The organism is Listeria grayi, assembly GCF_900638015.1.
In the GTDB taxonomy this organism is placed as follows: Bacteria; Bacillota; Bacilli; order Lactobacillales; family Listeriaceae; genus Listeria; species Listeria grayi.
This window is the reverse complement of the sequence record NZ_LR134483.1, coordinates 2,382,959-2,406,798: the sequence shown is the minus strand read 5'-3', so window position 1 is coordinate 2,406,798 and position 23,840 is coordinate 2,382,959. Positions and strand designations below refer to the sequence as shown.

Sequence of the window (23,840 nt, the reverse complement as noted above, 5' to 3'; positions counted from 1 at the left end):
ATAACTACCTTCACAAACCGCGCAGCAAAATTAGAAATTTGTTTCATACATTGTAAACAAAAATGTAAGGCCTTACATTTTTAATTATGTTATGATGAGGCGGGAAAGGAGGACAAGAAAAAAGAGAATGGCTCCTTCTTAGAATTTACAAAAGATAGATCAGCTTTGTGAAAACAGACATTTAAAGCGCGATATCTTATTTGTAGAGAGGATGGAAGATGAATGATAGGGAAATCAGAAAAACGGGGTCTTATGGGGAAATGGCTGATAACAGCTGTTTTACTTGGGATCATTAGCTTAGTTGTTGGTTTTGGCGGGAACAAAACAGAAGCAAAAGCATTGGAAGGTCAAGACTTCTTGAAAACAGACCGAACGTTGATCAAAAATGCAAAGGGACAGGAAGTGCAACTTCGTGGGGTGAATGCCGGCGGATGGCTGGTCCAAGAAGAATGGATGAACCCGACCAATGCAAAAGATCAGAAAACAATGATGGATACTTTTAAAAACAGATTTGGCGCAGCGGGTCGGGATGAATTGATCAAGGTATATGAGGATAATTATTGGACGACCAAAGATTTTGATAATGTCCAGAATATGGGGGCGAATGTTTTGCGGCTGCCGTTCACTTACATGAATCTGGTAGATGACAACGGTAATTTGAAAGCGGATGCATGGAATCGGCTGGACTGGTTTATCGACAATAGTGCCAAGCGTGGCATGTACGTGATTCTTGATATGCACGGAGCCTTTGGATCGCAAAACGGCATGGATCATTCAGGTGAGATCAATGATGGGAAACAGCTTTATGACAATCCGGCTAATCGTGCGAAAACACTTTGGTTATGGGAAAAAATCGCTGAGCATTACAATGGTAATCCAGCGGTCGCAGGCTATGATACGATCAACGAACCGGGGATCAAAGCAGCGGCAACAAACAAAGTCCAATGGGATTTTTATGACGAGATCTATAAAAAAATCCGAAATAAGGACAAAGAGCACATCGTTATCATGGAATCTTGCTGGGATGCAAAAGATTTACCAAGGCCGCAAACTTATAACTGGACAAACATCGTTTATGAATATCATTATTACCCATGGAGTGCAGAAAAAGATCTAGCGGCGCAAAAGAAATATTTTGACAGCAAAGTAGTTGATATCAATCAAGCGAACTACAATGTTCCAACATTTATCGGCGAGTTCAATGTCTTTGGACTTACTGACGGTTGGAAGTATGCCTTAAATACATTCAATACGAATAGATGGAGCTGGACAAGTTGGTCTTATAAAGTGACAGGGACCAACAACAATTGGGGTATCTACAATCACAATCCAGCAAAAGTCGATATTTATAATGATTCCAAAGAGGTTATCAAGCAAAAATGGTCGAATGTGCGCACGGAACAAGGCGCAGTGAATCAATCGTTATATAACGTGATCAAAGAGGGTTTTCAAGGTGGCGTAGCGACCGTTCAAGATGGGAAATACTATCTTGTATCGAGTGCTAATAATAAAGTAGTTACCGCAGAAGATGCTGGTAATAAAACACTGGCGGCAAACCGCGACAACTACGGCGGTGCTTGGGAAACGCTGTTAGTGAAAAATAATAGTGACGGCACAGTTTCTTTCCAATCAGAAGCAAACGGAAAATACGTAACTGCGGTTTTAGATGAACAAAGCCAGCTATTGGCGCGTGCCTCAACGATCGGGGACTGGGAAAAATTCCGCTTTGTTCCAACAGGGAATGGCGATTATGGGATTCAAAGCGCGGCAAACAATAAATTCGTCAGTGCAAATTTAAATAACGGCGGTCAATTGTTTGCTACCCAAAACCTCATCGGCGGGGCATGGGAAGCTTTCAAAGTAAATAAAGTTAATTGATCTAAGATAGCGGTCCAAGCGGCCGCTTTTTTTGATGTTAACACATTATTTACATCCCCTTCATTCTAGCTTTATATACCTTTCTTATACTGTAACTAGTATGGAAAAGAAAGGGGTAAAATTTTGAAAAAAACGCTAGGACTTTTATGGGGAATCATACTCATCTTTACATTATCCTTCATCTCGTTAACTTCTGTAAACGCCGCGGAAACGACTACTTCGGTTCGCTATGATGTACCGATTCAATCGATCCATCCGACACAAGCAGATTTAGGAAAGGTACAGATGGCATATAAGCTGACAACTTACATAAACGAAAATGGACAATTGACGGAGGACTACTTTGCCGATTTTAACGATGATAACGGCTATAAAAAAGGGAAATACCTATCTCCAGACGGAACGGAAAAATTACAAGACAAGGCGAAATATAAAACAGCTGACCTTCGAGATACATTGCAGGCAGTTGTCGATCCTGATGTAAGTACACCGGCTGTAACGGTGGTCATTGGTCCAGATCAGCAGTATTATGCGATCGACGGTCATCATGGCGCAAACAGTTATTTACTGACGAAAGCTATTACAGGTAGCGGTAGTGATAAAGTCAATATCACCGTGGTGGGTGATTACAGCGATTTGAGCGGTGCTGCTTTTTGGAAAAAAATGGCAGCAAACAATCAGTATTATCCCAAAGCATTCAATCTGCAAACTCACCGCTACCAAACGATCGATCCGGAACGGCTGCCCAAACAAATGGGCAGTGAACAATTTATCAACGATCCTTTTCGGAGCTTGAATTATTTTATGCGAAAATCGGTAATCGATAAAGACGCAATCTCTGTTCCGTTTGCGGAATTTTATTGGGGTGAATTTTTGACAGAAACAAAAGCGTTCGATGACTTGGATTTCAAGGATTTAGCCAGCTATCAGACAGCGCTTGACCGAGCAAATGAGATCTTGGCGAAATTGATCGATGGAGATGAAGCACTCCAACAGCTGTTCAAACAGACGATTACCGATCAATACGGCATTCAAGCGAGTCAATTAGGATTAATGAACAAATTCGAGCCAGATAAAATCGCGGATCAAAAAGATAAATTAGCGACTGCATGGGCAATGGTCGCCCAACAGCCGATCTTGCAAGCGAGCAATACTAGCATTTTAGACACACCACCGCCAGCGGAACCGGAAAAGCCTTTGATCACAGTGGAAAAACAAACGATTCACTATTTGTTGAACCAGAAGCCAGCTGAGAAAGACTTTTTACAAGCGATTGGTGCAAAGGCTGAAGGAGCGGCGATCCAAACTGATCTACAGACGGTAGATTTTTCAAAAGCAGCGACGTATAAAGTGAAATTAGAAGCTATAGATGCGCAGGGAAATGCAGCGGATTCGGTACCGATCACATTAGTGGTCGACAGCAGACAACCAGTTTTAACGTTAGATAATCCGTCCCTTACATGGAAACAAGGAAAGCGGCTGACCGAACAGGCATTACTTGCGGCTATCGGTATTCATGGTGAGAACATCGATCACATCGAAACCGATTTTGCTACTAGTATCGACCCTGATAAAGCAGGCGTCCAGCATTTACAAATCGAAGCATTTTCGGAAACTGGCGAGCATACCGCTAAAGTAGCGGATATACGAATAGGACAGGTAAATCAGCAAGTGCCAACCGTTCCTGAGAAAAACGATCATCATACGGACCCAACTGTGCAAGATCCCACCGATGAAGCGCCAAGCCAAGATGATGTGGCGGGAGGAAATAGTAATAGTCCAGTAGCGAAACTACCGGCTACCGGAGATAAAGCAGACGGCGCTGCACTACTTGGACTAGCTTGTTTGGCAGCAGGAATCTATCTACGTGGAAAAAAGCAGGTGCAATAGAATAGTAGTTTATGATAAAATAGCGTCACACTATTTTGCATAGACATAAGACTGGAAGGATACCGCCTCTTTCCAGTCTTTTTTATCGATATAGCCAGACTTCGGTACAATGATTTTTTATTTTCAACAAGCATTTGTACCAAAGAAGGGGTGCTAAGAAAGCGCTTGCTCATTATACTGTAAGTAGGAGGTAGACAAAATGTCACGTTATAAAATGAGTCGAATCATCCCATTAGATGACGCTAGGAAAATGACACTCCAAGAAGGAATGGAAAAAACAGGATTAACGGAAGCGCAGCTGAAACAATATCTTCAGGCGTTTCAACGCTATTTTCCAAGAGAATCGCTTTGGATCAATGAACAAACTTTTTCATTGCCTAAACTAGCAAAACAGCATTTCCCGGATTTTCTCTTCCAACCTCAAGAAGAAGCCGCTTATTTTGACGAGAAGGAACGCATCATGCTGATTTATCTGCTGACATTTTCGCGCTATAAAGAACTATCCGTTTTTCATTATCAAAGCTTCTTAAATGTCAGTAAAAACACGATTTTATCAGACATCAAGAATTTGCGAAGAGAACTGGCGGCATATGAGGTGAAACTGGAATATGGTAGGAAAGAAGGCTTTTTCCTTAGCGGCGATGAATGGACGATCAGACGGCTTGGCTTTCACTGGATAAACAAGTTAGTGGAAACTACAGCAGGAACGTGGCAGCTGTCAAAATGGATCCATGCGCATGACTTTAACCGCTATACGACGATTCGCACTCAAATCGAAACAGCGATGGATAACAAAGCGATCAATATGATCCCTGGACGACTGGAAGGTTTCTACGGCTACATGTGTTTGATCATCGAGCGCATGGCAGAATCGCCGCTTTCGATCGAGCAGGAGCATTATCTAGGACGAGTGATGTCCACGCATATTCATCAAATTGCAGAAGATTTGCTTGCGAGCACTGGCTTGTCGGAATCGATCTGCCAAAAAGAAGCCGCATTTATCACGATCTTACTTTTGACATTGACACAAGGTCAGATCGAAGAACCGGCATTCGACTTTCTCTTGCATTGCGCCAGTCAGATGATCCAAGAACTGGAGCGTCGTTCGGCGATCCAATTTGAAGATTATCGCAAACTGCTTTTAGATGTGTTCAACCATTTAGTGCCAGCCTATTTCCGAATCTACTACGACTTAGAGATCGAACAGCCGTTTTTGACAACCATCGAGCGTGATTATCCAGAAATATCTGCCATCACCGAAGCAGCATTATCACCTTTAGAAAAGCTCGTAGGCAAACCGATTTCCAAAGGCGAAAAAGCTTATTTCACGCTTTTATTTGGAGCAGCGATCAAAAATCAGCAGGAAAAAGAAAAAACAGAACAGCTACACGCATTGATCGTCTGTCCAAATGGTATCAGCACCTCCATGATCATGGAAGCTGAACTCAAGCGCCTATTTCCAACCATCATTTTTCATACACATTATGCTTTATCAGAAATGGAGCGAGTATCGTTAGACTCTTACGATTTGATTTTTTCTAGCGTAGCATTCGACTCTGCGAAACCACTTTTCCTGATTCGACCAATTATGGAACAAACTGAGAAAAACCATTTAGTAAAGAAAGTGCAAGAGCAATTTTTGATTCCTGGAGTGCTCCTTGTGACCCCTGAGGAAGTTTTACAATCGATTCTTCCTTATCTTCAGCTAAAAGAAGGTGTTACGTCTGAGAAGCTATTAAAAATACTCAGCCGCAAAATGATGAGGACAATGAATAAGAAGGAGGATCGAAGACCAATGTTGACAGAACTATTAACCAAACCATTTATTCAATTCGAGCAAGACGAGCTAGACTGGGAGGCAGCGATCCATAAAGCAGCCGAACCATTAGAGACAGAATATATCAACGCGGATTACGTCGAAGCGATGATCCAGAAAGTGAAAGACTACGGCGCGTTTATCAATATCGGCAAAGGAATCGCCCTGCCGCACGCCAGACCAGAGGACGGCGTGAAAAAACTCGGCATGTCGATGCTGAAAGTAGCGAAACCAGTCCTGTTGTTAGATGATCCGGGCCATCCAATCTCGATTTTCATCTGTTTAGCAGCAGTCGACAATGAGTCCCATTTACGTGCACTCGCAAGTCTGACCAAACTATTATCCGATAAAGCAAGTTTAGAAAAATTGTTAGCTGCAAAAGATGCTAACGAGATCATCCAAATAATGAAAGAAAAAGAAGGAGAGGAAAAATAATGAAATTTGCAGCAGTTTGTGGTTCCGGATTGGGTTCCAGTTTTATGGTAGAAATGAATATCAATACAGTATTAAGTGATCTAGGTGTAGATGACGTGGAAGTATCTCACTATGACATGGGGAGTGCTTCGCCAGACCTTGCAGATGTGTTTTTCGTTGCAAAAGATTTAGAAGACAGCGCAGCGCATTTAGGCGAAGTAGTCGTTTTAGACAGCATTATCGACTTAGATGAACTGCGAGATAAGGTAGAAAAAGTTTGTAAAGAAAAAGGATTGCTATAAAAAGGAGGAAACAAAATGTCAGGATTTCTAAAGGTAATCATTGATGTCGCAAGTACCCCGGCAATTTTAGTAGCGCTGATCGCTATCTTGGGTCTGGCACTGCAAAAAAAGCATTTTTCCGATATTATTCGTGGCGGTATTAAAACATTTGTCGGCTTTCTTGTTGTTACAGCAGGAGCCGGCGTTGTCCAAAGCTCTTTAGAACCATTTGGGAAAATGTTCCAGCACGCCTTTCATGTAACAGGTGTCGTTCCTAATAATGAAGCAATCGTAGCCGTTGCGCTGACGACATTTGGAACGAAAACAGCTTTGATCATGCTGATCGGGATGGCATGTAATATCCTGATCGCTCGTGTCACTCGTTATAAATACATTTATCTTACTGGACATGCGACCCTATACATGGCATGTATGTTAGCAGTAATTGTAAGCGCTATCGATATGAATGAAGTATTAGCTATTATTGTCGGCGGCTTCGCATTGGGTCTCGCCAACACGATATTCCCCGCCATTGCACAGCCATTTACACGTCAAATCACGAAAAACGACAAAGTCGCACTTGGGCATACTGGGAACTTCGGTTACGCAGTGAGCGGACTTGTTGGTAAATGGATCGGCGGAAAATCAAGATCGACGGAAGACATCAAATTCCCTAAAGGACTTGCTTTCTTGCGTGATTCGACTGTAAGTATCACGATCACCATGGGACTATTCTATGTGCTAGTTACACTATTTGCCGGTAGTCAATATGTTTCAAAGCTCAGCGGCGGAACCAACTACATCGTTTACGCCTTGCAACAAGCTGGTAGTTTTGCAGCAGGGGTATTCGTGATCTTAGCTGGGGTACGTTTGATCTTGGCAGAGATCGTTCCAGCCTTCAAAGGTATTTCGGAACGTCTTGTACCTAATTCCAAACCAGCATTAGATTGTCCGATCGTATTTCCGTATGCACCAAATGCCGTTCTTATCGGTTTCTTATCAAGCTTTGTCGGTGGGATCGTAAGTTTAGGTTTAATGATCTTGATGGGCACTACCGTTGTTATCCCTGGTGTTGTACCTCATTTCTTCTGCGGAGCGACATCCGGTGTTTATGGAAACGCTACAGGCGGAGTAAAAGGCGCTGTTGTAGGCTCGTTCGTCCAAGGAATCATCATCAGCTTTATGCCGATCTTCCTTCTGCCGATCATGCGCGGCATCGGCTTTGCTGGCTCCACCTTCTCTGATACAGATTACGGCGTAACTGGTATTTTACTAGGAAACGTTTCGAAAATCGGTGGACAATGGGCTATTATTGCAACCTTACTTGTTATCTTCGGTATCTTGATCGCTTTGACTATAAAAGGCCGCAAAACAGTAGTAAGTGCTGAAAAATAAAAGGAGTGTGTGAATGTGATAAAAGAAGAAACGAACCAAGCGCTAGTTCCATTTGCAGCATCAATCAGACGCGATGTTTTGAAAATGCTGCTTCACAGAGGATATGGGCATGTCGGCGGCTCGCTGTCGATCGTAGAATTGTTAGCAGTTCTTTACGGAAAACAGTTGAATTATCGTGCTGATGAGCCGGAGTGGGAAGACAGAGATTATTTGGTGCTTTCTAAAGGACATTCAGGCCCCGGCGTTTACAGCGCCCTTGCAAACAGCGGCTTTTTTCCAAAAGATTGGCTCTACACGCTCAATGATGGCGGAACAAACCTGCCATCTCACTTAGACCGCAACAAAACTCCCGGCGTAGATGCAACGACCGGTTCGCTCGGACAAGGAACTTCGATCGCGACCGGCATTGCTGCAGGACTTGCACGAAAAGGCGGCGATCAATATGTTTATCTGATCGTCGGCGATGGCGAGTTGAACGAAGGCCAGTGCTGGGAAGCTTTCCAATATCTGGCACATGCCAAACTAGCAAACTGCATCGTATGTATCGATGAAAATAAAGGACAAAACGACGGGAAAAGTGAAGAAATCGTCACTCATTTCGACCTGCAAGCGAAAATGGAAGCATTCGGCTTCTTTACCCAAAAAGTGAATGGCCGCGATGTAGAAGCGATCGACGAAGCTATTACCACAGCCAAAAAACAAAAAGCTCAAGCTAACTGTATTGTACTAGACACAATAAAAGGACAAGGCGTCCCGTTCTTTGAAACATTCGCCGGTAATCATTCCGTTAAATTCAACGACCCGGAAGTTATCGAAGCAACCGAAAAAGCCATCCGTTTATTGGAAAAGGAAGCAAATAAATAAAGGAAGAAGGGAGCAACCGAATGAGTACTGAATTAGCAGTAAATAATGAATTAGGCGATGAACTTAGAAATGTCGTCGCCAGCAGGATAGAAAAGTTGATGGAAAAGGATACCCGCGTGATCGCACTAGACGCTGATCTAAGCGCTGCAAGTAATTGGAACCGTTTAGGTAAAAGCCACCCTAGCCGTTTTATCAATGTAGGTGTATCAGAGGCAAATATGGTCGGTATGGCATCTGGACTCAGCATCACTGGCTATACTCCATTCATTCATACATTCGGACCATTTGCCACACGCCGCGTTTTCGATCAATTATATCTTTCCGGCGGCTATGCCAAAACGACTATCAATATCTATGGATCAGATCCAGGCTTCACCGTCGGGCCAAACGGCGGGACCCACACGACTTTTGAAGATGTCGCACTGATGAGAAGTATCCCGAATTCAATTGTCTGCGACGCTTCAGACGCTGTGCAGATGGATTGGATCATTCAAGAATTTGCTAAGCGGGAAGGCATCCATTATGTTCGTGGCAATCGTAAAGCTGTTCATAATATCTATGCAGCAGGAACGACTTTTGAGATCGGAAAAGGCAAAGTCCTTCGCGAAGGAACAGACGGACTGATCGTAGCAGCTGGTCAATTAGTCTATGAAGCACTTGACGTAGCAGAACGCTTAGCCAATTCTGAAACCTCCGTGACCGTCATCGACATGTTCACGATCAAACCGATCGACCGCGAACTGCTGCTCAAAGAAAGCAAAGGCAAGTCATTCATCATCACGATCGAAAACCATTCGATCACTGGCGGATTGGGATCAGCCGTAGCAGAAGTAATCGCAGAAAACGGTGCAGCTATCCCGGTCAAGCGTATCGGTGTAGATGAAGCGTTCGGCCAAGTTGGAACGCCAGAATATTTGCAAGAAACATTTGGACTTAGCGCAGATCGGATCGAGGAAACGGTTAAAGGGTTTTTGAGAAAGTAAATAGTAGGGAGAGAAGGCGCTCGTTTTATAGCGCCTTTTCTTTTTGTAGTACATAATAGGAAGCCAAATGATAAATGCAATTGACGTGTTGATTTTTATAAAGTAGCCTAGTAATATAAGCGAGTTTTTTTGACACGGAAAAAATATATGACCATAAAGCAACGCTTGACATTAGAAGGGGGCATAGCATGAATAAGACCATAATTTTTTATGTAATCTACACTATATTGGCAGTAGTCCTAATAATCTCGTTTGCTTTGGACTGGATAGCATCTTGGGTCTTCTCTTCTTCAGTACTATGCTTGGTGATACTAAATATTGGATTTAGATTATTCATGAAAAGGCATCAAAAAAACGAAGACAATTATTAAATTATTGTCTTCGTTTCTTTGCGTCTGAAACTGCCACTTGTCCACCTGTTTTTTCTTGAAAATGATAACGCGGCCATTCAACATCGCCTCAATAAAGTCACAAAACCCTCGCGCAAATCAATAATCATTTCCTGAAAAATAAATTTCCATTTTTTCTTCACGCATTTTTTGATACACTATAAGAGAAGGAGCGATGTCACGTGGGTATGTCCTTACAAGAAAAGCTCAAGCGAGAAGTGAACGCTTATGCGGAAGAAAATGGGCTGCTGATAACAAAAATGGATTTTTTATACGCAGGGCCAACGATGCGGAGCAGGCATAGTTTAATACTTGCCTTTACCGACGCCGGAATCTTTACTTTTGTTTTTCGACTAAACGAAGCAGAAATGCATTATTTACAAAAAGACACCATCAAACAAGTATTATTGGAGAAAAAACGGCTGGTCTATCAATTGACTTTGCGAGCAGAAAACGAAGAAGGCCAAATCGAAGAAGCGACATATCAAGTAAGCAAAACCGTGCTGGCAAAGAAATGGCATAAACAAACATTACTGAAACTTATCCAAAAAGAATTAGCTTTTTCGTAGAAATAAGGAGTGTAGAGGAATGAAAGTAATCGATATGCATTGCGATGCGTTATACAAATTGCAAGCAAGCAAAGGGAAATGGAATTTTCAAGATTCGCCGGAACTCGACGTCAATTTTGAACGATTGATTGAAGGGGACTTTATGATGCAGGCGTTTGCGATCTTTTTAGATCCGGAGATCCCTGTTGAACATAAATGGAAAAAAGCGGTCGAACAGGTAAATATCTTCAAACAGCATGTGCTTCACCGGGGTGGGATTATTCATCCGCTCAAAAAGTGGAGCGATTTGGAAGAACTGCCGGAAGGTAAAATTGGCGCGGCGCTTACTTTAGAAGGTGTTGAACCGATCGGCCAAAGTATCGAACGTCTGGAACAGCTGATCACAGCGGGCGTGCTTTCCGTAGGGCTTACTTGGAATAATGCCAATCTGGCTGCTGATGGCGTCGAAGAAAAACGTGCAGCGGGGCTAACCACTTTTGGAAAAGAGATCGTCTCCAAGCTAAACGAACATAAAGTTTTCACCGACGTTTCGCATCTAAGTATCAAAAGTTTCTGGGATGTGATGGAGCTCGCTGATTATCCGATCGCTAGTCACTCTAACGCGAAAGCCGTTTATGGACACCAGCGCAACCTTGATGACGACCAAATCAAAGTTATGATCGAGAAAGATGCGATGATCCATGTTATTTTCAATCCGCGTTTTACAAATGAAGCTGTTTCAGATTCGAAAATAGAAGATCTGATTCGTCATATTGATCACATCGCGGAATTGGGCGGGATCCGCAACATTGGTTTTGGTTCCGACTTTGATGGCATCCAGCACCATATCGAGGGAATCTCGCATGCGGGAGAATATCCGACTTTCTTAGCAGCTTTGCAAAAGCATTTCTCGCACGAAGAAATCGCAGGGTTTGCTTCCAAAAACTTCTTGGCACACTTGCCAAAATAACATATCGAAAAGCGCTGGGATTTTTTCAGCGTTTTTCATTTGGACAGACAGGTGGTTTTTCGGAAATAAGGTGGTATACTAACCATATAGAAGAATTAAATGATGGAGGAGAGTAGCATGCGGCTGGAATCAGGTTTTGCGCAAAAGCAACAACAATCCCAATCTTTAAAATTGAATATGACACAGCAGTTGACTCAATCGATTGCCATGCTCCAATTTGCTACCCCTGAATTGACCTCGTTTTTAGAAGAAAAGGCATTGGAAAACCCATTGATAGAAGTAGTCCCAGGAACAGAACCGGCAGCAGATATCCCTTATAAAACAAGCAGCCGAAATAGGGCGGATAATAACGATTGGCTGGAACAAATCGCTGACAACACGCAGTCACTTGGAGATGTGCTGAAAGAACAGCTACAAATGCTGAAACTGCCGCAATCGCAGCGGATCATCGTTTTGTTTCTGATCGAAAGCTTAGATGAGGCAGGATACCTAACGCAAGATACTGACCTGATCGCTGCACAGCTTTTAATGAGTGAAGAAGCAATTTTAGCCGGTTTAGAGATTTTGCAGAACATGGAGCCGGCTGGTATCGGGGCTCGAAATATGCAGGAATGTATTTTGCTGCAGATCGAACGTTCGGCCAAAGCGCCCTATATTGCTTACGATTTGATCCAAGATTATTTCATGGAATTTGCCGACAAAAAATGGAAGAAGATCACTGCAGAAATGGATGTCAGCTTGACAGAGATCCAAGAAGTAGCCGATTTTATCCAAACATTGAGCCCGAGACCGGGAATGGCATTCACTCAGGAAACCGTCCAATATATCGTACCGGAATTGATTTTGGAAGAAAAAGCCGGGACATTACATCTGTCGCTCGCCAAACAATTTTTGCCGCAAATCCGTTTTCAAGAAAGCTACTACCAGACAATGGAAGCGACAAAAGAAAAAGAAGTACTACGCTTCTTGAAAGAAAAAACTGGCGAATATGATTGGATCCGCAAAAGTCTAGAGCAGCGGGAAAGCACCTTGCAGCTAGTCGGGGAAGCGATCGTTAAACACCAGCAAGAGTTCTTTTTACACCAAGAAGCCAGCCGACTGAAACCATTGACATTACGTGAAATATCTGAGGAGATCGGTGTACATGAATCGACGGTGAGTCGTGCAGTGAATGGCAAGTACATGGAGACCTCCCAAGGCGTTTATGAATTGAAGCGCTTCTTTTCAGCAGGATTACAGCAGTCATCCGGCCAAGGTGATGCCGAAGAGGTCGCAAGTAGTGCGATCAAACAACAGTTGCAAAAATTGATCGAAGAAGAAGACAAATCTAAACCGCTCTCCGACCAAAAAATCGTTGACCTCTTGGCAGAGGAAGCGATTCAAGTTTCACGAAGAGCGATCGCAAAATATCGTTTAGAACTCAATATCCCATCGTCATCCAAACGAAAACGGTTCGACGCCTAAGACGTTTTGTATCCCGCCAAGAGTTAAAGTGGGACGCAAAACGTCTTATTGTGTTTTTTTGAAATCGAAAAGGATGTTTAGAATATATGATTAGTGGAAACATAGGTGTATAAAGGCTTTTTCTTTAAAAACATACTATTGACAGCAAGTGAAGATTCCATTGTTTTTTCGTAAATGTCCCACTTAATACTTGAAGTATCTCTTCAATACTGTTAGAATGTATTTGTAGGGTGAAAGAAGTTGATAGGTAGTTTCTGAGCAGCACTCAAAAAGAGAAAGGCAAGTCAAAGCGTCATTTATGTAGATTGAACCAAGCCATTGGAAAAAATCTGATAATGAAAGTCGGCACGCCTCATCTCTACTTTTTTTAGAACTATCGGGACGTTAAAGGTCTAACCGGGTCGTTAACTGTCCACTAAGTGAGGAGCTAATAAAAATGTCAGATATTGTTAACTTACAAAAAAAACTAATTCCCGACGTTTTAAAAGTGATGCAGAAACGTTATCAAATACTTCGCTCCATTTATTTTTCTGAACCTGTAGGCAGACGGACCCTTGCCAGTATGCTTGGCATGAGTGAACGAGTGCTCCGCAGTGAAGTGGAATTCTTGAAAGCACAGAATCTGATCGACATCGCTTCTTCTGGGATGAAAGTTACCACAGAAGGATTGAACGTTTTTAGAGAATTAGAAAGCATCATGAATCAACTATCTGGTCTTCATTCTATGGAACAAGCACTGCAGGAAAAACTTCAAATCAGAAAATGCTTGATCGTGCAAGGTAATAGCGACGAGACCCCATGGGTACAAGAAGAAATGGGACGGACCGCTATCCAGCAACTCGATATGGCACTTACTGAGAAGAAGAACGTCATTGCTGTGATGGGCGGCTCTACAATGGCCACAGTTGCAGAAATGATGACTCCGGATTTTGCGAAAGGCAGAGAATTATTATTCGTGCCTGGACGTGGAGGACTTGGAGAAGACTTGGATAATCAAGCCAATACGATCTGCGACAAGCTAGCAACGAAGACACGCACCAAACATCGTGTACTGTATGTGCCCGAACAATTGGGAGAAGAAGCCTATCGTTCCCTACTCAAAGAACCATCCATCCAAGAAGGTCTGCGTTTAGTCCAATCCGCGAATGCTATCATTCATGGGATCGGCGACGCAATGACAATGGCATCCAGAAGACATGCAAGTCCAGCCGTGGTCGATAAGATCACTCAGCGAAAAGCAGTTGGCGAAGCATTCGGCTATTATTTCAATGAACAAGGCGAGGTAGTACATAAGGTTTCGACATTCGGACTACAATTCGAAGAGCTGACCAAGATACCTCATATCATTGCCGTAGCCGGTGGCGAGTCAAAAGCTAAAGCAATCAAATCGTATATGAAGACCGCTCCAAGAAATACGATTTTGATCACGGACGCCGGAGCAGCTGAATCGCTTTTAAAAGGGCAACCCCTTTTGAAATAAAAAAACAATATTTTCAAGGAGGAAATTGACTCATGACAGTTAAAGTTGGTATTAATGGATTTGGACGTATCGGTCGTCTAGCATTCCGTCGTATTCAAGATGTGGAAGGTATCGAAGTGGTTGCGATCAACGACTTGACAGACGCTAAAATGTTAGCACACTTATTGAAATATGACACTACTCAAGGTACATTTGGTGGCGACATCGAAGTACATGATGGTTTCTTTAAAGTTGACGGTAAAGAAGTTAAAGTATTAGCTAACCGTAACCCAGAAGAATTACCATGGGGCGACCTAGGTGTTGAAATCGTATTAGAATGTACTGGTTTCTTCACTACTCAAGAAAAAGCAGAACTTCACTTGAAAGCAGGAGCTAAAAAAGTTGTTATCTCTGCTCCAGCAACAGGCGACATGAAAACAATCGTATACAACGTTAACCACGAAACTTTAGACGGATCAGAAACAGTTATCTCCGGCGCAAGCTGTACTACTAACTGTCTTGCTCCAATGGCAAAAGTTTTGGATGAAAAATTTGGTATCGTAGAAGGTCTTATGACTACTATCCACGCTTACACAGGTGACCAAATGACACTTGACGGCCCGCACCCTAAAGGCGACTTCCGTCGTGCTCGCGCTGCAGCTGAAAACATCATTCCAAACACTACTGGTGCTGCTAAAGCAATCGGTGAAGTATTACCAAGCCTTAAAGGTAAATTAGACGGAGCTGCTCAACGTGTTCCAGTTCCAACTGGTTCCCTTACTGAATTAGTAACAGTTCTTGATAAGAAAGTTTCTGCTGACGAAGTAAACGCAGCAATGAAAGAAGCTAGCGATCCAGAAACTTATGGTTACACTTCTGACCAAATCGTATCTTCTGACATCAAAGGTATGACTTTCGGTTCATTATTTGACGAAACACAAACAAAAGTACTTTCTGTTGGCGACAAACAATTAGTTAAAACAGTTGCTTGGTATGACAACGAAATGAGCTACACTGCTCAATTAGTTCGTACTTTAGAATACTTTGCTAAAATCGCTAAATAATAGCAGATAGCGGCAAATCGAGACGCATTTACAAATAAGATGAATAAGCGGAAACGATCCTGTTTCCGCTTGTTTTTTGAAACATCATCCTTTAACACATGGAGGAATAATAAAATGGCTAAAAAAGTAGTAACTGATTTAGATCTAAAAGGAAAGAAAGTCTTAGTACGTGTAGACTTCAATGTACCAATGAAAGACGGCAAAATCACAAACGATAACCGAATCGTAGCTGCTTTGCCAACGATCAAGTACATTTTAGAACAAGGCGGAAAAGCAATTCTCTTCTCTCACTTAGGTAAAGTCAAAACAGAAGAAGACAAAGCTGACAAAACACTTCGTCCAGTTGCAGAACGTTTAAGCGAATTACTAGAAAAAGAAGTAGAATTCGTTCCAGTAACACGCGGTCCAGAACTTGAAAAAGCAATTGACGAACTAAAAGACGGCGAAGTTTTACTCTTTGAAAACACTCGTTTTGAAGATATCGATGGTAAAAAAGAAAGCAAAAACGATCCAGAACTTGGCAAATACTGGGCAAGTCTTGGTGACGTGTTCGTAAATGACGCTTTCGGAACAGCTCATCGCTCTCACGCTTCTAACGTAGGGATCGCTTCTAACTTGGAATCAGCAGCAGGCTTCTTGATGGATAAAGAAATCAAATTCATCGGCGGCGCAGTTGACGAACCAGTTCGTCCATTTGTAGCAATCCTTGGCGGCGCGAAAGTTTCTGACAAAATCGGTGTAATTGAAAACCTACTTAAAAAAGCAGACAAAATTTTGATCGGTGGCGGAATGGCTTATACTTTCATGGTTGCCCAAGGTAAAGAAGTAGGTATCTCTTTACTTGAGAAAGATAAAGTCGACCTAGCGAAAGAAATTTTAGACAAAGCCGGCGATAAATTGATCTTACCAGTCGACACAGTAGTAGCAAAAGAATTCAGCAATGACGTTCCTTTCCACACTGTATCATCTGACGAAATCCCTGCGGATGAAGAAGGTCTTGATATCGGCGAAAAAACGATTGAACTATTCAGCAAAGAACTACAAGGCGCGAAAACAGTTATTTGGAACGGTCCAATGGGTGTATTCGAAATGAGTAACTTTGCCAAAGGAACAATCGGCGTATGTGAAGCAATCGCTAATTTGAAAGATGCAACAACGATTATTGGTGGCGGAGATTCTGCAGCAGCAGCAATGCAACTTGGCTATGCGGATAAATTCACACATATCTCTACTGGTGGCGGAGCTTCTCTAGAATACCTAGAAGGTAAAGAATTACCAGGCGTTGCTTCAATCAGCGAAAAATAATCAAAAACGAGAGGATGTTCATCCAAATGCGTAAACCAATTATTGCAGGTAACTGGAAAATGAACAAAACGGCTGCTAAAGCTGCCGAATTTGTAGAAGAAGTGAAAGCGAATGTTCCTTCAAAAGATGCTGTGGACTCCATCGTTGCAGCTCCAGCAATCTTTTTACAAGAATTAGTTCGTTTAACAGAAGGATCGAATCTTCACATTTCTGCACAAAACAGCTATTTTGAAGACGAAGGTGCCTTCACAGGCGAGATCAGCCCCTTTGCCCTAGCTGACATGGGCGTTTCCTATGTGGTTATCGGCCACTCTGAACGCCGTGAATACTTCCATGAAACAGACGAAGATGTAAACAAAAAAGCACATGCTATTTTCAAACACGGCATGACTCCTATCATTTGTTGCGGTGAAACATTAGAACAACGCGAAGCCGGCAAAACAAACGAATGGGTCTCTGGTCAAGTTAAAAATGCACTTGCTGGACTTACAGAAGAACAAGTTGCAAAATCTATCATTGCTTATGAACCAATTTGGGCAATCGGTACAGGCAAATCTTCCACTAGTAAAGATGCTAACGACACTTGTGCGGTTATCCGTAAAACAGTTGCAGAAGCAGTTTCCGAAAAAGCTGCTGACGCTGTTCGCATCCAATACGGCGGTAGTGTAAAACCTGAAAACATTGCAGACTACTTGGCTGAATCCGATATCGACGGTGCTTTAGTAGGCGGAGCAAGCCTTGAACCAAAATCTTTCTTGAGCTTATTGGAGGCAGTAAAATAAATGAGTAAATCACCTGTAGCAATCATTATCCTTGATGGATTTGGTAAGCGTGCAGAAACAGTTGGTAATGCTGTTGCCCAAGCGAAGAAACCAAACTTTGACCGTTATTACGAAACATTTCCGCACAGCGAATTAAAAGCAAGCGGACTTGATGTCGGGCTTCCAGACGGTCAAATGGGGAACTCTGAAGTTGGACATACCAATATCGGCGCTGGCCGCATTGTTTATCAAAGTCTAACACGTATCGACAAAGCGATCGAAGAAGGCGAATTTCAAAAAAACAAGCCTTTGAACAATGCATTTGACTATACAAAAGAACATGATTCCAACCTGCATTTGTTTGGTTTGCTTTCTGACGGTGGTGTACACAGCCATATCAATCATTTGATTGCTTTATTAGAAACTGCAAAAGCAAACGGCGTAAAAAACACTTACATCCATGCTTTTCTTGACGGACGCGATGTAGCGCCTGACTCCGCACCAGCTTACGTGGAAAAATTGCAAAACGAAATTGCGAAACTTGGCTACGGCGAAATCGCAACTATCTCTGGCCGTTTTTATGCAATGGACCGCGACAAACGTTGGGAACGCGTAGAAAAAGCCTACAAAGCGATCACAGCTGGCGAAGGTGAACAAGCTGAAAGCCCTGCAGCTGCCGTAAAAGCTTCCTATGACGCTGGTAAAATGGATGAATTCGTCCTACCAACTGTCATCACAAAAGGCGGCAAACCAGTAGCAACGGTAAACGACAATGATGCAGTCATCTTCTTCAACTTCCGTCCTGACCGCGCTATTCAATTGTCGAATGCTTTCACGGATAAAGAATGGGAACATTTTGATCGCGGGGAAGCACATCCGAAAAACATCAAATTTGTAACCATGACATTATACAACCCAAGCATTGACGCAGAAGTTGCCTTCGCACCGATCGAAATGAAAAATGTGATCGGCGAAGTGCTTTCTGACAAAGGCTTGAAACAACTGCGCATTGCAGAAACAGAAAAATATCCGCATGTTACTTTCTTCATGAACGGCGGACGCAATGAAGAGTTTCCTGGTGAAGATCGTATCTTGATCAATTCTCCAAAAGTAGAAACATATGACTTGCAGCCGGAAATGAGTGCTTATGAAGTAACTGACGCATTAGTAGAAGACATTCAAAATGATAAGCACGATGCAATCATTTTGAACTTCGCTAATCCGGATATGGTTGGTCACTCCGGAATGTTGGAACCAACAATCAAAGCAATCGAAGCAGTAGATGAAAATCTAGGACGCATTGTTGATTTGATCTTGGAAAAAGGCGGCGCAGCGGTAATCTTCGCTGACCACGGTAATTCTGAAACGATGACGACTCCGGATGGTAACCCGCATACGGCACATACGACCGTTCCAGTTCCAGTGATCGTAACGAAAAAAGGCGTAACTCTTCGTTCAGGCGGACGCTTGGCGGATGTTGCACCAACCATGCTTGATTTATTAGGCGTTGAAAAACCAGCAGAAATGACTGGAGAAAGTTTGATCGAAAAATAAGGTTTTGCTTTCCATTATGTTTGGTTAAAGGTACAATATAAATGAATTGAATTTGGGACGATAGTAAATGTTGCACCCGATGTATCTGTAGAGCAAGGAATGGTAGATCACTAGTGGAGATTGTACAGCAACTGGCTGTCAATCATACAGTCAGTGGATGACATGTTCGCTTTGCTCACATGTATATTGGGCTCGTAGCTCGCTTTACTCGCACGATCCCAACAAAGGAGAGAATATAAATGTCAATTATTACTGAAGTTTATGCTCGCGAAGTTCTAGATTCTCGCGGAAACCCAACTGTAGAGGTAGAAGTTTACACAGAAGCAGGCGCATTCGGACGCGCATTAGTTCCAAGTGGTGCATCTACTGGTGAATACGAAGCAGTAGAACTACGTGACGGCGACAAAGCTCGTTATCTAGGAAAAGGCGTTTTGAAAGCAGTAGAAAACGTAAACGACGTTATCTCTGACAAAATTATCGGTTTTGACGTAACTGATCAAATCGGTATCGACAAAGCAATGATCGACTTAGACGGTACTCCAAACAAAGGTAAATTAGGCGCTAACGCTATCCTAGGTGTTTCTTTAGCAGCAGCACGTGCAGCAGCTGACGAACTAGGCGTTCATTTATACGAATACATTGGCGGAACAAACTCCAAAGTATTGCCAGTACCAATGATGAACATCTTAAACGGTGGCGAACACGCTGATAACAACGTAGACATCCAAGAATTCATGGTAATGCCTGTTGGCGCTCCTAACTTCAAAGAAGCTCTACGCATGGGTGCTGAAATCGTTCACGCACTTAAAGGCGTACTTAAAGGTAAAGGCCTAAACACTGGTGTTGGTGATGAAGGTGGTTTCGCTCCTAACCTTAAATCAAATGAAGAAGCAATCGAAGCAATCATCGAAGCAATCGAAGCAGCTGGCTACAAACCAGGTGAAGAAGTTCGTATCGCAATGGATGCTGCATCTTCTGAATTCTACAACCGCGAAACTGGTAACTATGAACTTAAAGGTGAAGGCGTAACTCGTACTTCTGAAGAAATGGTTGCTTGGTACGAAGAAATGATAGGCAAATACCCAATCATCTCGATTGAAGATGGCTTAGACGAAAACGACTGGGATGGTTTCAAACTATTAACAGATCGTATCGGTAGCAAAGTACAACTTGTTGGGGACGACTTGTTCGTAACAAACACTGAAAAATTAGCACAAGGTATCGAAAAAGGTATCGCTAACTCGATCCTAATCAAAGTTAACCAAATCGGCACATTGACTGAAACATTAGATGCTATCGAAATGGCTAAACAAGCTGGTTACACAGCAGTAGTTTCTCACCGTTCTGGTGAAACTGAAGATTCCACGATCGCTGACATTGCAGTTGCTACAAATGCTGGTCAAATCAAAACTGGTGCTCCAGTTCGTACTGACCGTGTTGCTAAATACAACCAATTACTACGCATCGAAGACAACTTGCAAGATCTTGCGGAATACCGCGGAATCAATGCATTCTACAACTTGAAAAAATAAGCTAGTTATAAAGTGCCAGCACATCTAAGTGCTGGCACTTTTTTTATGGGCAATTTTTGACAAAAATGTGCCAATAGTCCCTATTTTAGTAAATAAACCCTTATACAGCTGTCCGCTTGGAACCCCAATGTGCTAAAATAAATAAAACTGCGATAATTCAAGTAAGGAGCTGTAAAATGAAAAAAGGTTATGCACTTTTCTGTAGTATGATCCTCAGCATTGGAATATTAGTAACTCCGGCTACTGCCCAAGCAGAACCCAACCAGGCAATGACAGCCGAAAGCAAACAAATCATCCAAACGGTACAGACCGCAGAAAAAGAGGATTATCAAGATCAGCGGGTCATCGTCACATTAAAAGACACAACCCCTGCTTATATAGAAGAAAATTATCCGCTTGTCCAAGCAGAAATGATAAAAACAGATACTTACCTATTTAAAATCAAAAAATCAGCAGGTACATTAGAAACGCTCATTAAACAGTTGCTGGCAGACAGAACACATATCTCCATTGCCGAACCAAACTATAAAGCAACGATTTCAAGCAGCAGCACGGATAAAAAACTTTGGGCAAAAAACAATAGCAGTTATCCGGAATTCGACATTAACTATAATAAGATCGATCCAGCACAAAGTAAGAAAAAGATAAAGATCGCCGTAGTAGACACCGGTATCGACTATAATCATCCGGCATTAAAAAACGTGATCTCGAAAACAAAAAGCGGCGCCGTCAATGGCCGAGATTTTGGCGATAATGACAATGATCCTATGGATAAAGACTCGCACGGTACCCATGTAGCCGGAACGATCGCTGGGGCTAACGGCATCGGACTGGATACCAATGTAGAGATCATGCCGCTAAAAGTAGAACGATCTGACGGAAATATCTACGTTTCCGATATTATCGCAGCGATGGATTACGCGGTGAAAAACAAAGCCGCGATCGTGAATCTATCATTGATCACTCCTTTTAAAAGCCAAGAAATGAAAAAAACGATCGATAAAGCTAAAAACGTGCTGTTTATTGCAGCAGCAGGAAATAATGGCGGGAATAACGATAAAGAAGCCGGCGGAACCAACGTCAATTTGATGACGCCACTCTATCCAGCGTCTTTCGATTCGCCCAACATCATCAGTGTTGCTAATCTCAAACAAAATGGTTTCTTAGAAGAAAGCAGCAACTACGGAAAAACTTCCGTCGATCTTGCAGCACCAGGAACCAACATATACAGCACCCTGCCAAACGGCAAATACGGCTATAAAACAGGCACATCTATGGCTGCGCCGCAAGTTACTGGGATAGCAGCATTATTAGAAGGTAAGTATACGAGCGACAGCGCCGTACAGATCAAATCACGCATTTTAAAAAATGTCCATAAATTATCTGCCCTAAACGGAAAAATGACGACAGGAGGCTTGCTGGATGCCTACAAAGCATTCTCGCCTGATACGCTTACGTCGGACCGTTATTATTATATTCGTTCCGTTGGCAGCGGATTATATATGAACGTAAAAGGAAATTCAAGCAAGGAAAACACGGCACTTTGGCAATCAGGTATGAATGGAAAAGCAGGCGAGCAATGGAAAATCGTCAAAAATAGCAATGGTAGCGTCTATCTGCAATCTCGCCTAGGCAAAGTTTTACAGCTTAAAAACAACAGCAAAAATCCAAATACCGTTCTTCAGATCAATAAGAAAAATACGAAAAACAATGCCCAGCAGTTTTACCTGAGCAAAATAGCTAACGGCCGCTACAGCATCGAAAGCTGGAAAAAACAGACCAATGTCGCTGGTGTGTCCGGCAATACGAAAGCCAGTAAAAGCGCGATCTTAGCCAAACGAAACCAAGAATCCCTTTCCGAACAATGGGAGTTCAAACCGGTAGCGATCCAAAGCGGAAAAACGTACAATCTTATTTCCAAGAAAAGCGGGAAAGCATTAGAAATAAGTAGTACGAGCAAGCTGGCAGGGGCAAAACTATATCAAAACACTTCTAAAAACAGTATTTCTCAGCAGTTCATCTTGAAAAAAGACAGTAAAGGCATCCAGATCGTTTCTAGAGCCAATCCGAAATATGCACTAGAGATCGCCGGCAATAAAATGGCGAAACGCACGAAACTTAGTATGCAGACGCAGAAAAATACGAAAGGCCAGCATTTTACCTTTAAATTCCAATCAGATGGAAGTGTCACGATCGCAGCGCTCAGTAGCACCAAATACGGTTTGGATGTGAAAGGTGCCAGCACGAAAAATAAGACGGCTATCCAGCTGTATTCCCTTAAAAATCTGGACAATCAGAAGTGGTTTTTGATTCCCCGCTAAAGCTATAAATCAGCCTGTTGACATTCCACTAAACAAGCGTTATGATATGTCTATTGTTTAGAAATACTCTTGTAAGAAAATGACTGTTTAAGCGAAATACGCGGCAGTTTTTTTCATGCGGATCATCTTTCCAGAGAGTAATTTTTAGGGTATAAAAGATTTAGGAGGACTGCTTAAAATGAAAGTAGATCGTAGCTTTATGATCGAAGCAGGAAATCGTGCTGTACTGCTTTTACATGGTTTTGCTGGAACGACATCAGATATGAGAGAACTAGGAGAATATATTGCCGAAAACGGCTATACCGTATATGCTCCTAATTATCGCGGACATGGAGAGAATCCGGAGAATTTTCTCGCGACCACACCAGAAATGTGGTATGAAGATGCTGTGAATGGCTATAAAAAATTACAAGATGCAGGCTACCACGAGATCGTCATCCTAGGTGTAGCGATGGGCGGCGTATTTGCGCTGAAAATGGCTCAAAAATTTGCACCGAAAGCAATTATTCCATTATGTGCAAACGTCAACCGGAATATGCGCTATATACCAGTAGAAGCTTATTTGAAAAAACAATTAAAAGCAGACGGAATCGTTGAAACAGAGGCGGATGATATGCTTGCCAGCTACCAATCCGAAATCGAAAAAATGGCGACTGCCCGTGCTGCGTTCTATAAAGAAGTTTCTGGGCAAATCGAAAAGATCCATGTACCAACAATGATTGGTCAAGGCTGCCAAGACGAAGAGATCGATGCAGACAATGCCAATTATATTTTCAAAAAGATCCATACAGATGAAAAACAATTGTGCTTCTATGCAGGCAGCGGACATGACATTGTCAATGACTGTGAAAAAGATATACTGGGAGAAGACGTCGTTTATTTCCTCGATGACCTTAACTGGGTATCAGAGGCAGCAGTCTAAGCACACTTTACGAATAAAATATAATATGCT

General features: G+C 42.5%; 18 protein-coding genes. All 18 read left to right on the top strand.

Annotated features, from left to right (window positions below):
• Window positions 1-222 precede the first annotated feature (222 nt).
• Window positions 223-1,878, top strand: coding sequence for a cellulase family glycosylhydrolase (locus EL241_RS11815; RefSeq protein WP_052009156.1), 1,656 nt, complete (start codon window positions 223-225; stop codon window positions 1,876-1,878).
• 123 nt (window positions 1,879-2,001) lie between these two features.
• Window positions 2,002-3,768, top strand: coding sequence for a ParB-like protein (locus EL241_RS11810; RefSeq protein WP_126320612.1), 1,767 nt, complete (start codon window positions 2,002-2,004; stop codon window positions 3,766-3,768).
• Window positions 3,769-3,967: 199 nt separating this feature from the next.
• On the top strand, window positions 3,968-6,019 hold the full coding sequence (locus tag EL241_RS11805; RefSeq protein WP_036105735.1) for a BglG family transcription antiterminator: 2,052 nt from the start codon (window positions 3,968-3,970) through the stop codon (window positions 6,017-6,019).
• Window positions 6,019-6,300 carry a PTS sugar transporter subunit IIB gene (locus tag EL241_RS11800; protein WP_003759003.1) on the top strand — a complete coding sequence of 94 codons (282 nt, stop codon included), beginning with the start codon at window positions 6,019-6,021 and terminating at the stop codon, window positions 6,298-6,300. The genes EL241_RS11805 and EL241_RS11800 overlap by 1 nt, the downstream gene beginning before the upstream one ends.
• A 15-nt stretch (window positions 6,301-6,315) precedes the next feature.
• Window positions 6,316-7,674 (top strand): PTS ascorbate transporter subunit IIC, encoded by a 1,359-nt coding sequence (locus EL241_RS11795; RefSeq protein WP_003759005.1) that lies wholly within the window; start codon window positions 6,316-6,318, stop codon window positions 7,672-7,674.
• 15 nt (window positions 7,675-7,689) lie between these two features.
• Window positions 7,690-8,538, top strand: a complete 849-nt coding sequence (locus tag EL241_RS11790; protein ID WP_234404372.1) for a transketolase — start codon at window positions 7,690-7,692, stop codon at window positions 8,536-8,538.
• A gap of 20 nt (window positions 8,539-8,558) precedes the next feature.
• Window positions 8,559-9,521 carry a transketolase family protein gene (locus tag EL241_RS11785; protein WP_036105738.1) on the top strand — a complete coding sequence of 321 codons (963 nt, stop codon included), beginning with the start codon at window positions 8,559-8,561 and terminating at the stop codon, window positions 9,519-9,521.
• Window positions 9,522-10,092: 571 nt separating this feature from the next.
• Window positions 10,093-10,479, top strand: coding sequence for a hypothetical protein (locus EL241_RS11780; RefSeq protein WP_170166164.1), 387 nt, complete (start codon window positions 10,093-10,095; stop codon window positions 10,477-10,479).
• 19 nt (window positions 10,480-10,498) lie between these two features.
• Complete coding sequence (locus tag EL241_RS11775; RefSeq protein ID WP_036105745.1) at window positions 10,499-11,428, top strand: dipeptidase; 930 nt, start codon at window positions 10,499-10,501, stop codon at window positions 11,426-11,428.
• 117 nt (window positions 11,429-11,545) lie between these two features.
• Window positions 11,546-12,892, top strand: a complete 1,347-nt coding sequence (gene rpoN, locus EL241_RS11770; RefSeq protein WP_040486802.1) for an RNA polymerase factor sigma-54 — start codon at window positions 11,546-11,548, stop codon at window positions 12,890-12,892.
• Between the two features lie 436 nt (window positions 12,893-13,328).
• Window positions 13,329-14,372: a sugar-binding transcriptional regulator gene (locus tag EL241_RS11765; RefSeq protein WP_036105747.1), complete on the top strand. Its 1,044-nt coding sequence runs from the start codon at window positions 13,329-13,331 to the stop codon at window positions 14,370-14,372.
• Between the two features lie 32 nt (window positions 14,373-14,404).
• The gene (gene gap, locus EL241_RS11760) at window positions 14,405-15,415 is read left to right on the top strand and encodes a type I glyceraldehyde-3-phosphate dehydrogenase (protein ID WP_003759021.1); all 1,011 of its coding nucleotides are present in this window, start codon (window positions 14,405-14,407) and stop codon (window positions 15,413-15,415) included.
• Between the two features lie 114 nt (window positions 15,416-15,529).
• Complete coding sequence (locus EL241_RS11755; RefSeq protein ID WP_003759023.1) at window positions 15,530-16,720, top strand: phosphoglycerate kinase; 1,191 nt, start codon at window positions 15,530-15,532, stop codon at window positions 16,718-16,720.
• A 26-nt stretch (window positions 16,721-16,746) separates the two neighbouring features.
• Window positions 16,747-17,502 carry a triose-phosphate isomerase gene (tpiA, locus tag EL241_RS11750; RefSeq protein ID WP_036105750.1) on the top strand — a complete coding sequence of 252 codons (756 nt, stop codon included), beginning with the start codon at window positions 16,747-16,749 and terminating at the stop codon, window positions 17,500-17,502.
• Window positions 17,503-19,035 (top strand): 2,3-bisphosphoglycerate-independent phosphoglycerate mutase, encoded by a 1,533-nt coding sequence (gene gpmI, locus EL241_RS11745; protein WP_036105753.1) that lies wholly within the window; start codon window positions 17,503-17,505, stop codon window positions 19,033-19,035.
• A 239-nt stretch (window positions 19,036-19,274) separates the two neighbouring features.
• Complete coding sequence (eno, locus tag EL241_RS11740) at window positions 19,275-20,567, top strand: phosphopyruvate hydratase (RefSeq protein WP_036105756.1); 1,293 nt, start codon at window positions 19,275-19,277, stop codon at window positions 20,565-20,567.
• Window positions 20,568-20,743: 176 nt separating this feature from the next.
• The gene (locus EL241_RS11735) at window positions 20,744-22,888 is read left to right on the top strand and encodes a S8 family serine peptidase (RefSeq protein WP_052009157.1); all 2,145 of its coding nucleotides are present in this window, start codon (window positions 20,744-20,746) and stop codon (window positions 22,886-22,888) included.
• Between the two features lie 178 nt (window positions 22,889-23,066).
• On the top strand, window positions 23,067-23,810 hold the full coding sequence (locus EL241_RS11730) for an alpha/beta hydrolase (protein ID WP_003759035.1): 744 nt from the start codon (window positions 23,067-23,069) through the stop codon (window positions 23,808-23,810).
• Window positions 23,811-23,840: the final 30 nt, after the last annotated feature.

What these genes read in the sequence shown, in the direction of transcription:
- EL241_RS11815 (WP_052009156.1), top strand. Translation starts at nt 223, where the DNA reads ATGATAGGGAAATCAGAAAAACGGGGTCTTATGGGGAAATGGCTGATA.
- EL241_RS11805 (WP_036105735.1), top strand. Translation starts at nt 3,968, where the DNA reads ATGTCACGTTATAAAATGAGTCGAATCATCCCATTAGATGACGCTAGG.
- EL241_RS11800 (WP_003759003.1), top strand. Translation starts at nt 6,019, where the DNA reads ATGAAATTTGCAGCAGTTTGTGGTTCCGGATTGGGTTCCAGTTTTATG.
- EL241_RS11795 (WP_003759005.1), top strand. Translation starts at nt 6,316, where the DNA reads ATGTCAGGATTTCTAAAGGTAATCATTGATGTCGCAAGTACCCCGGCA.
- EL241_RS11785 (WP_036105738.1), top strand. Translation starts at nt 8,559, where the DNA reads ATGAGTACTGAATTAGCAGTAAATAATGAATTAGGCGATGAACTTAGA.
- EL241_RS11775 (WP_036105745.1), top strand. Translation starts at nt 10,499, where the DNA reads ATGAAAGTAATCGATATGCATTGCGATGCGTTATACAAATTGCAAGCA.
- rpoN (WP_040486802.1), top strand. Translation starts at nt 11,546, where the DNA reads ATGCGGCTGGAATCAGGTTTTGCGCAAAAGCAACAACAATCCCAATCT.
- EL241_RS11765 (WP_036105747.1), top strand. Translation starts at nt 13,329, where the DNA reads ATGTCAGATATTGTTAACTTACAAAAAAAACTAATTCCCGACGTTTTA.
- gap (WP_003759021.1), top strand. Translation starts at nt 14,405, where the DNA reads ATGACAGTTAAAGTTGGTATTAATGGATTTGGACGTATCGGTCGTCTA.
- EL241_RS11755 (WP_003759023.1), top strand. Translation starts at nt 15,530, where the DNA reads ATGGCTAAAAAAGTAGTAACTGATTTAGATCTAAAAGGAAAGAAAGTC.
- tpiA (WP_036105750.1), top strand. Translation starts at nt 16,747, where the DNA reads ATGCGTAAACCAATTATTGCAGGTAACTGGAAAATGAACAAAACGGCT.
- gpmI (WP_036105753.1), top strand. Translation starts at nt 17,503, where the DNA reads ATGAGTAAATCACCTGTAGCAATCATTATCCTTGATGGATTTGGTAAG.
- eno (WP_036105756.1), top strand. Translation starts at nt 19,275, where the DNA reads ATGTCAATTATTACTGAAGTTTATGCTCGCGAAGTTCTAGATTCTCGC.
- EL241_RS11735 (WP_052009157.1), top strand. Translation starts at nt 20,744, where the DNA reads ATGAAAAAAGGTTATGCACTTTTCTGTAGTATGATCCTCAGCATTGGA.
- EL241_RS11730 (WP_003759035.1), top strand. Translation starts at nt 23,067, where the DNA reads ATGAAAGTAGATCGTAGCTTTATGATCGAAGCAGGAAATCGTGCTGTA.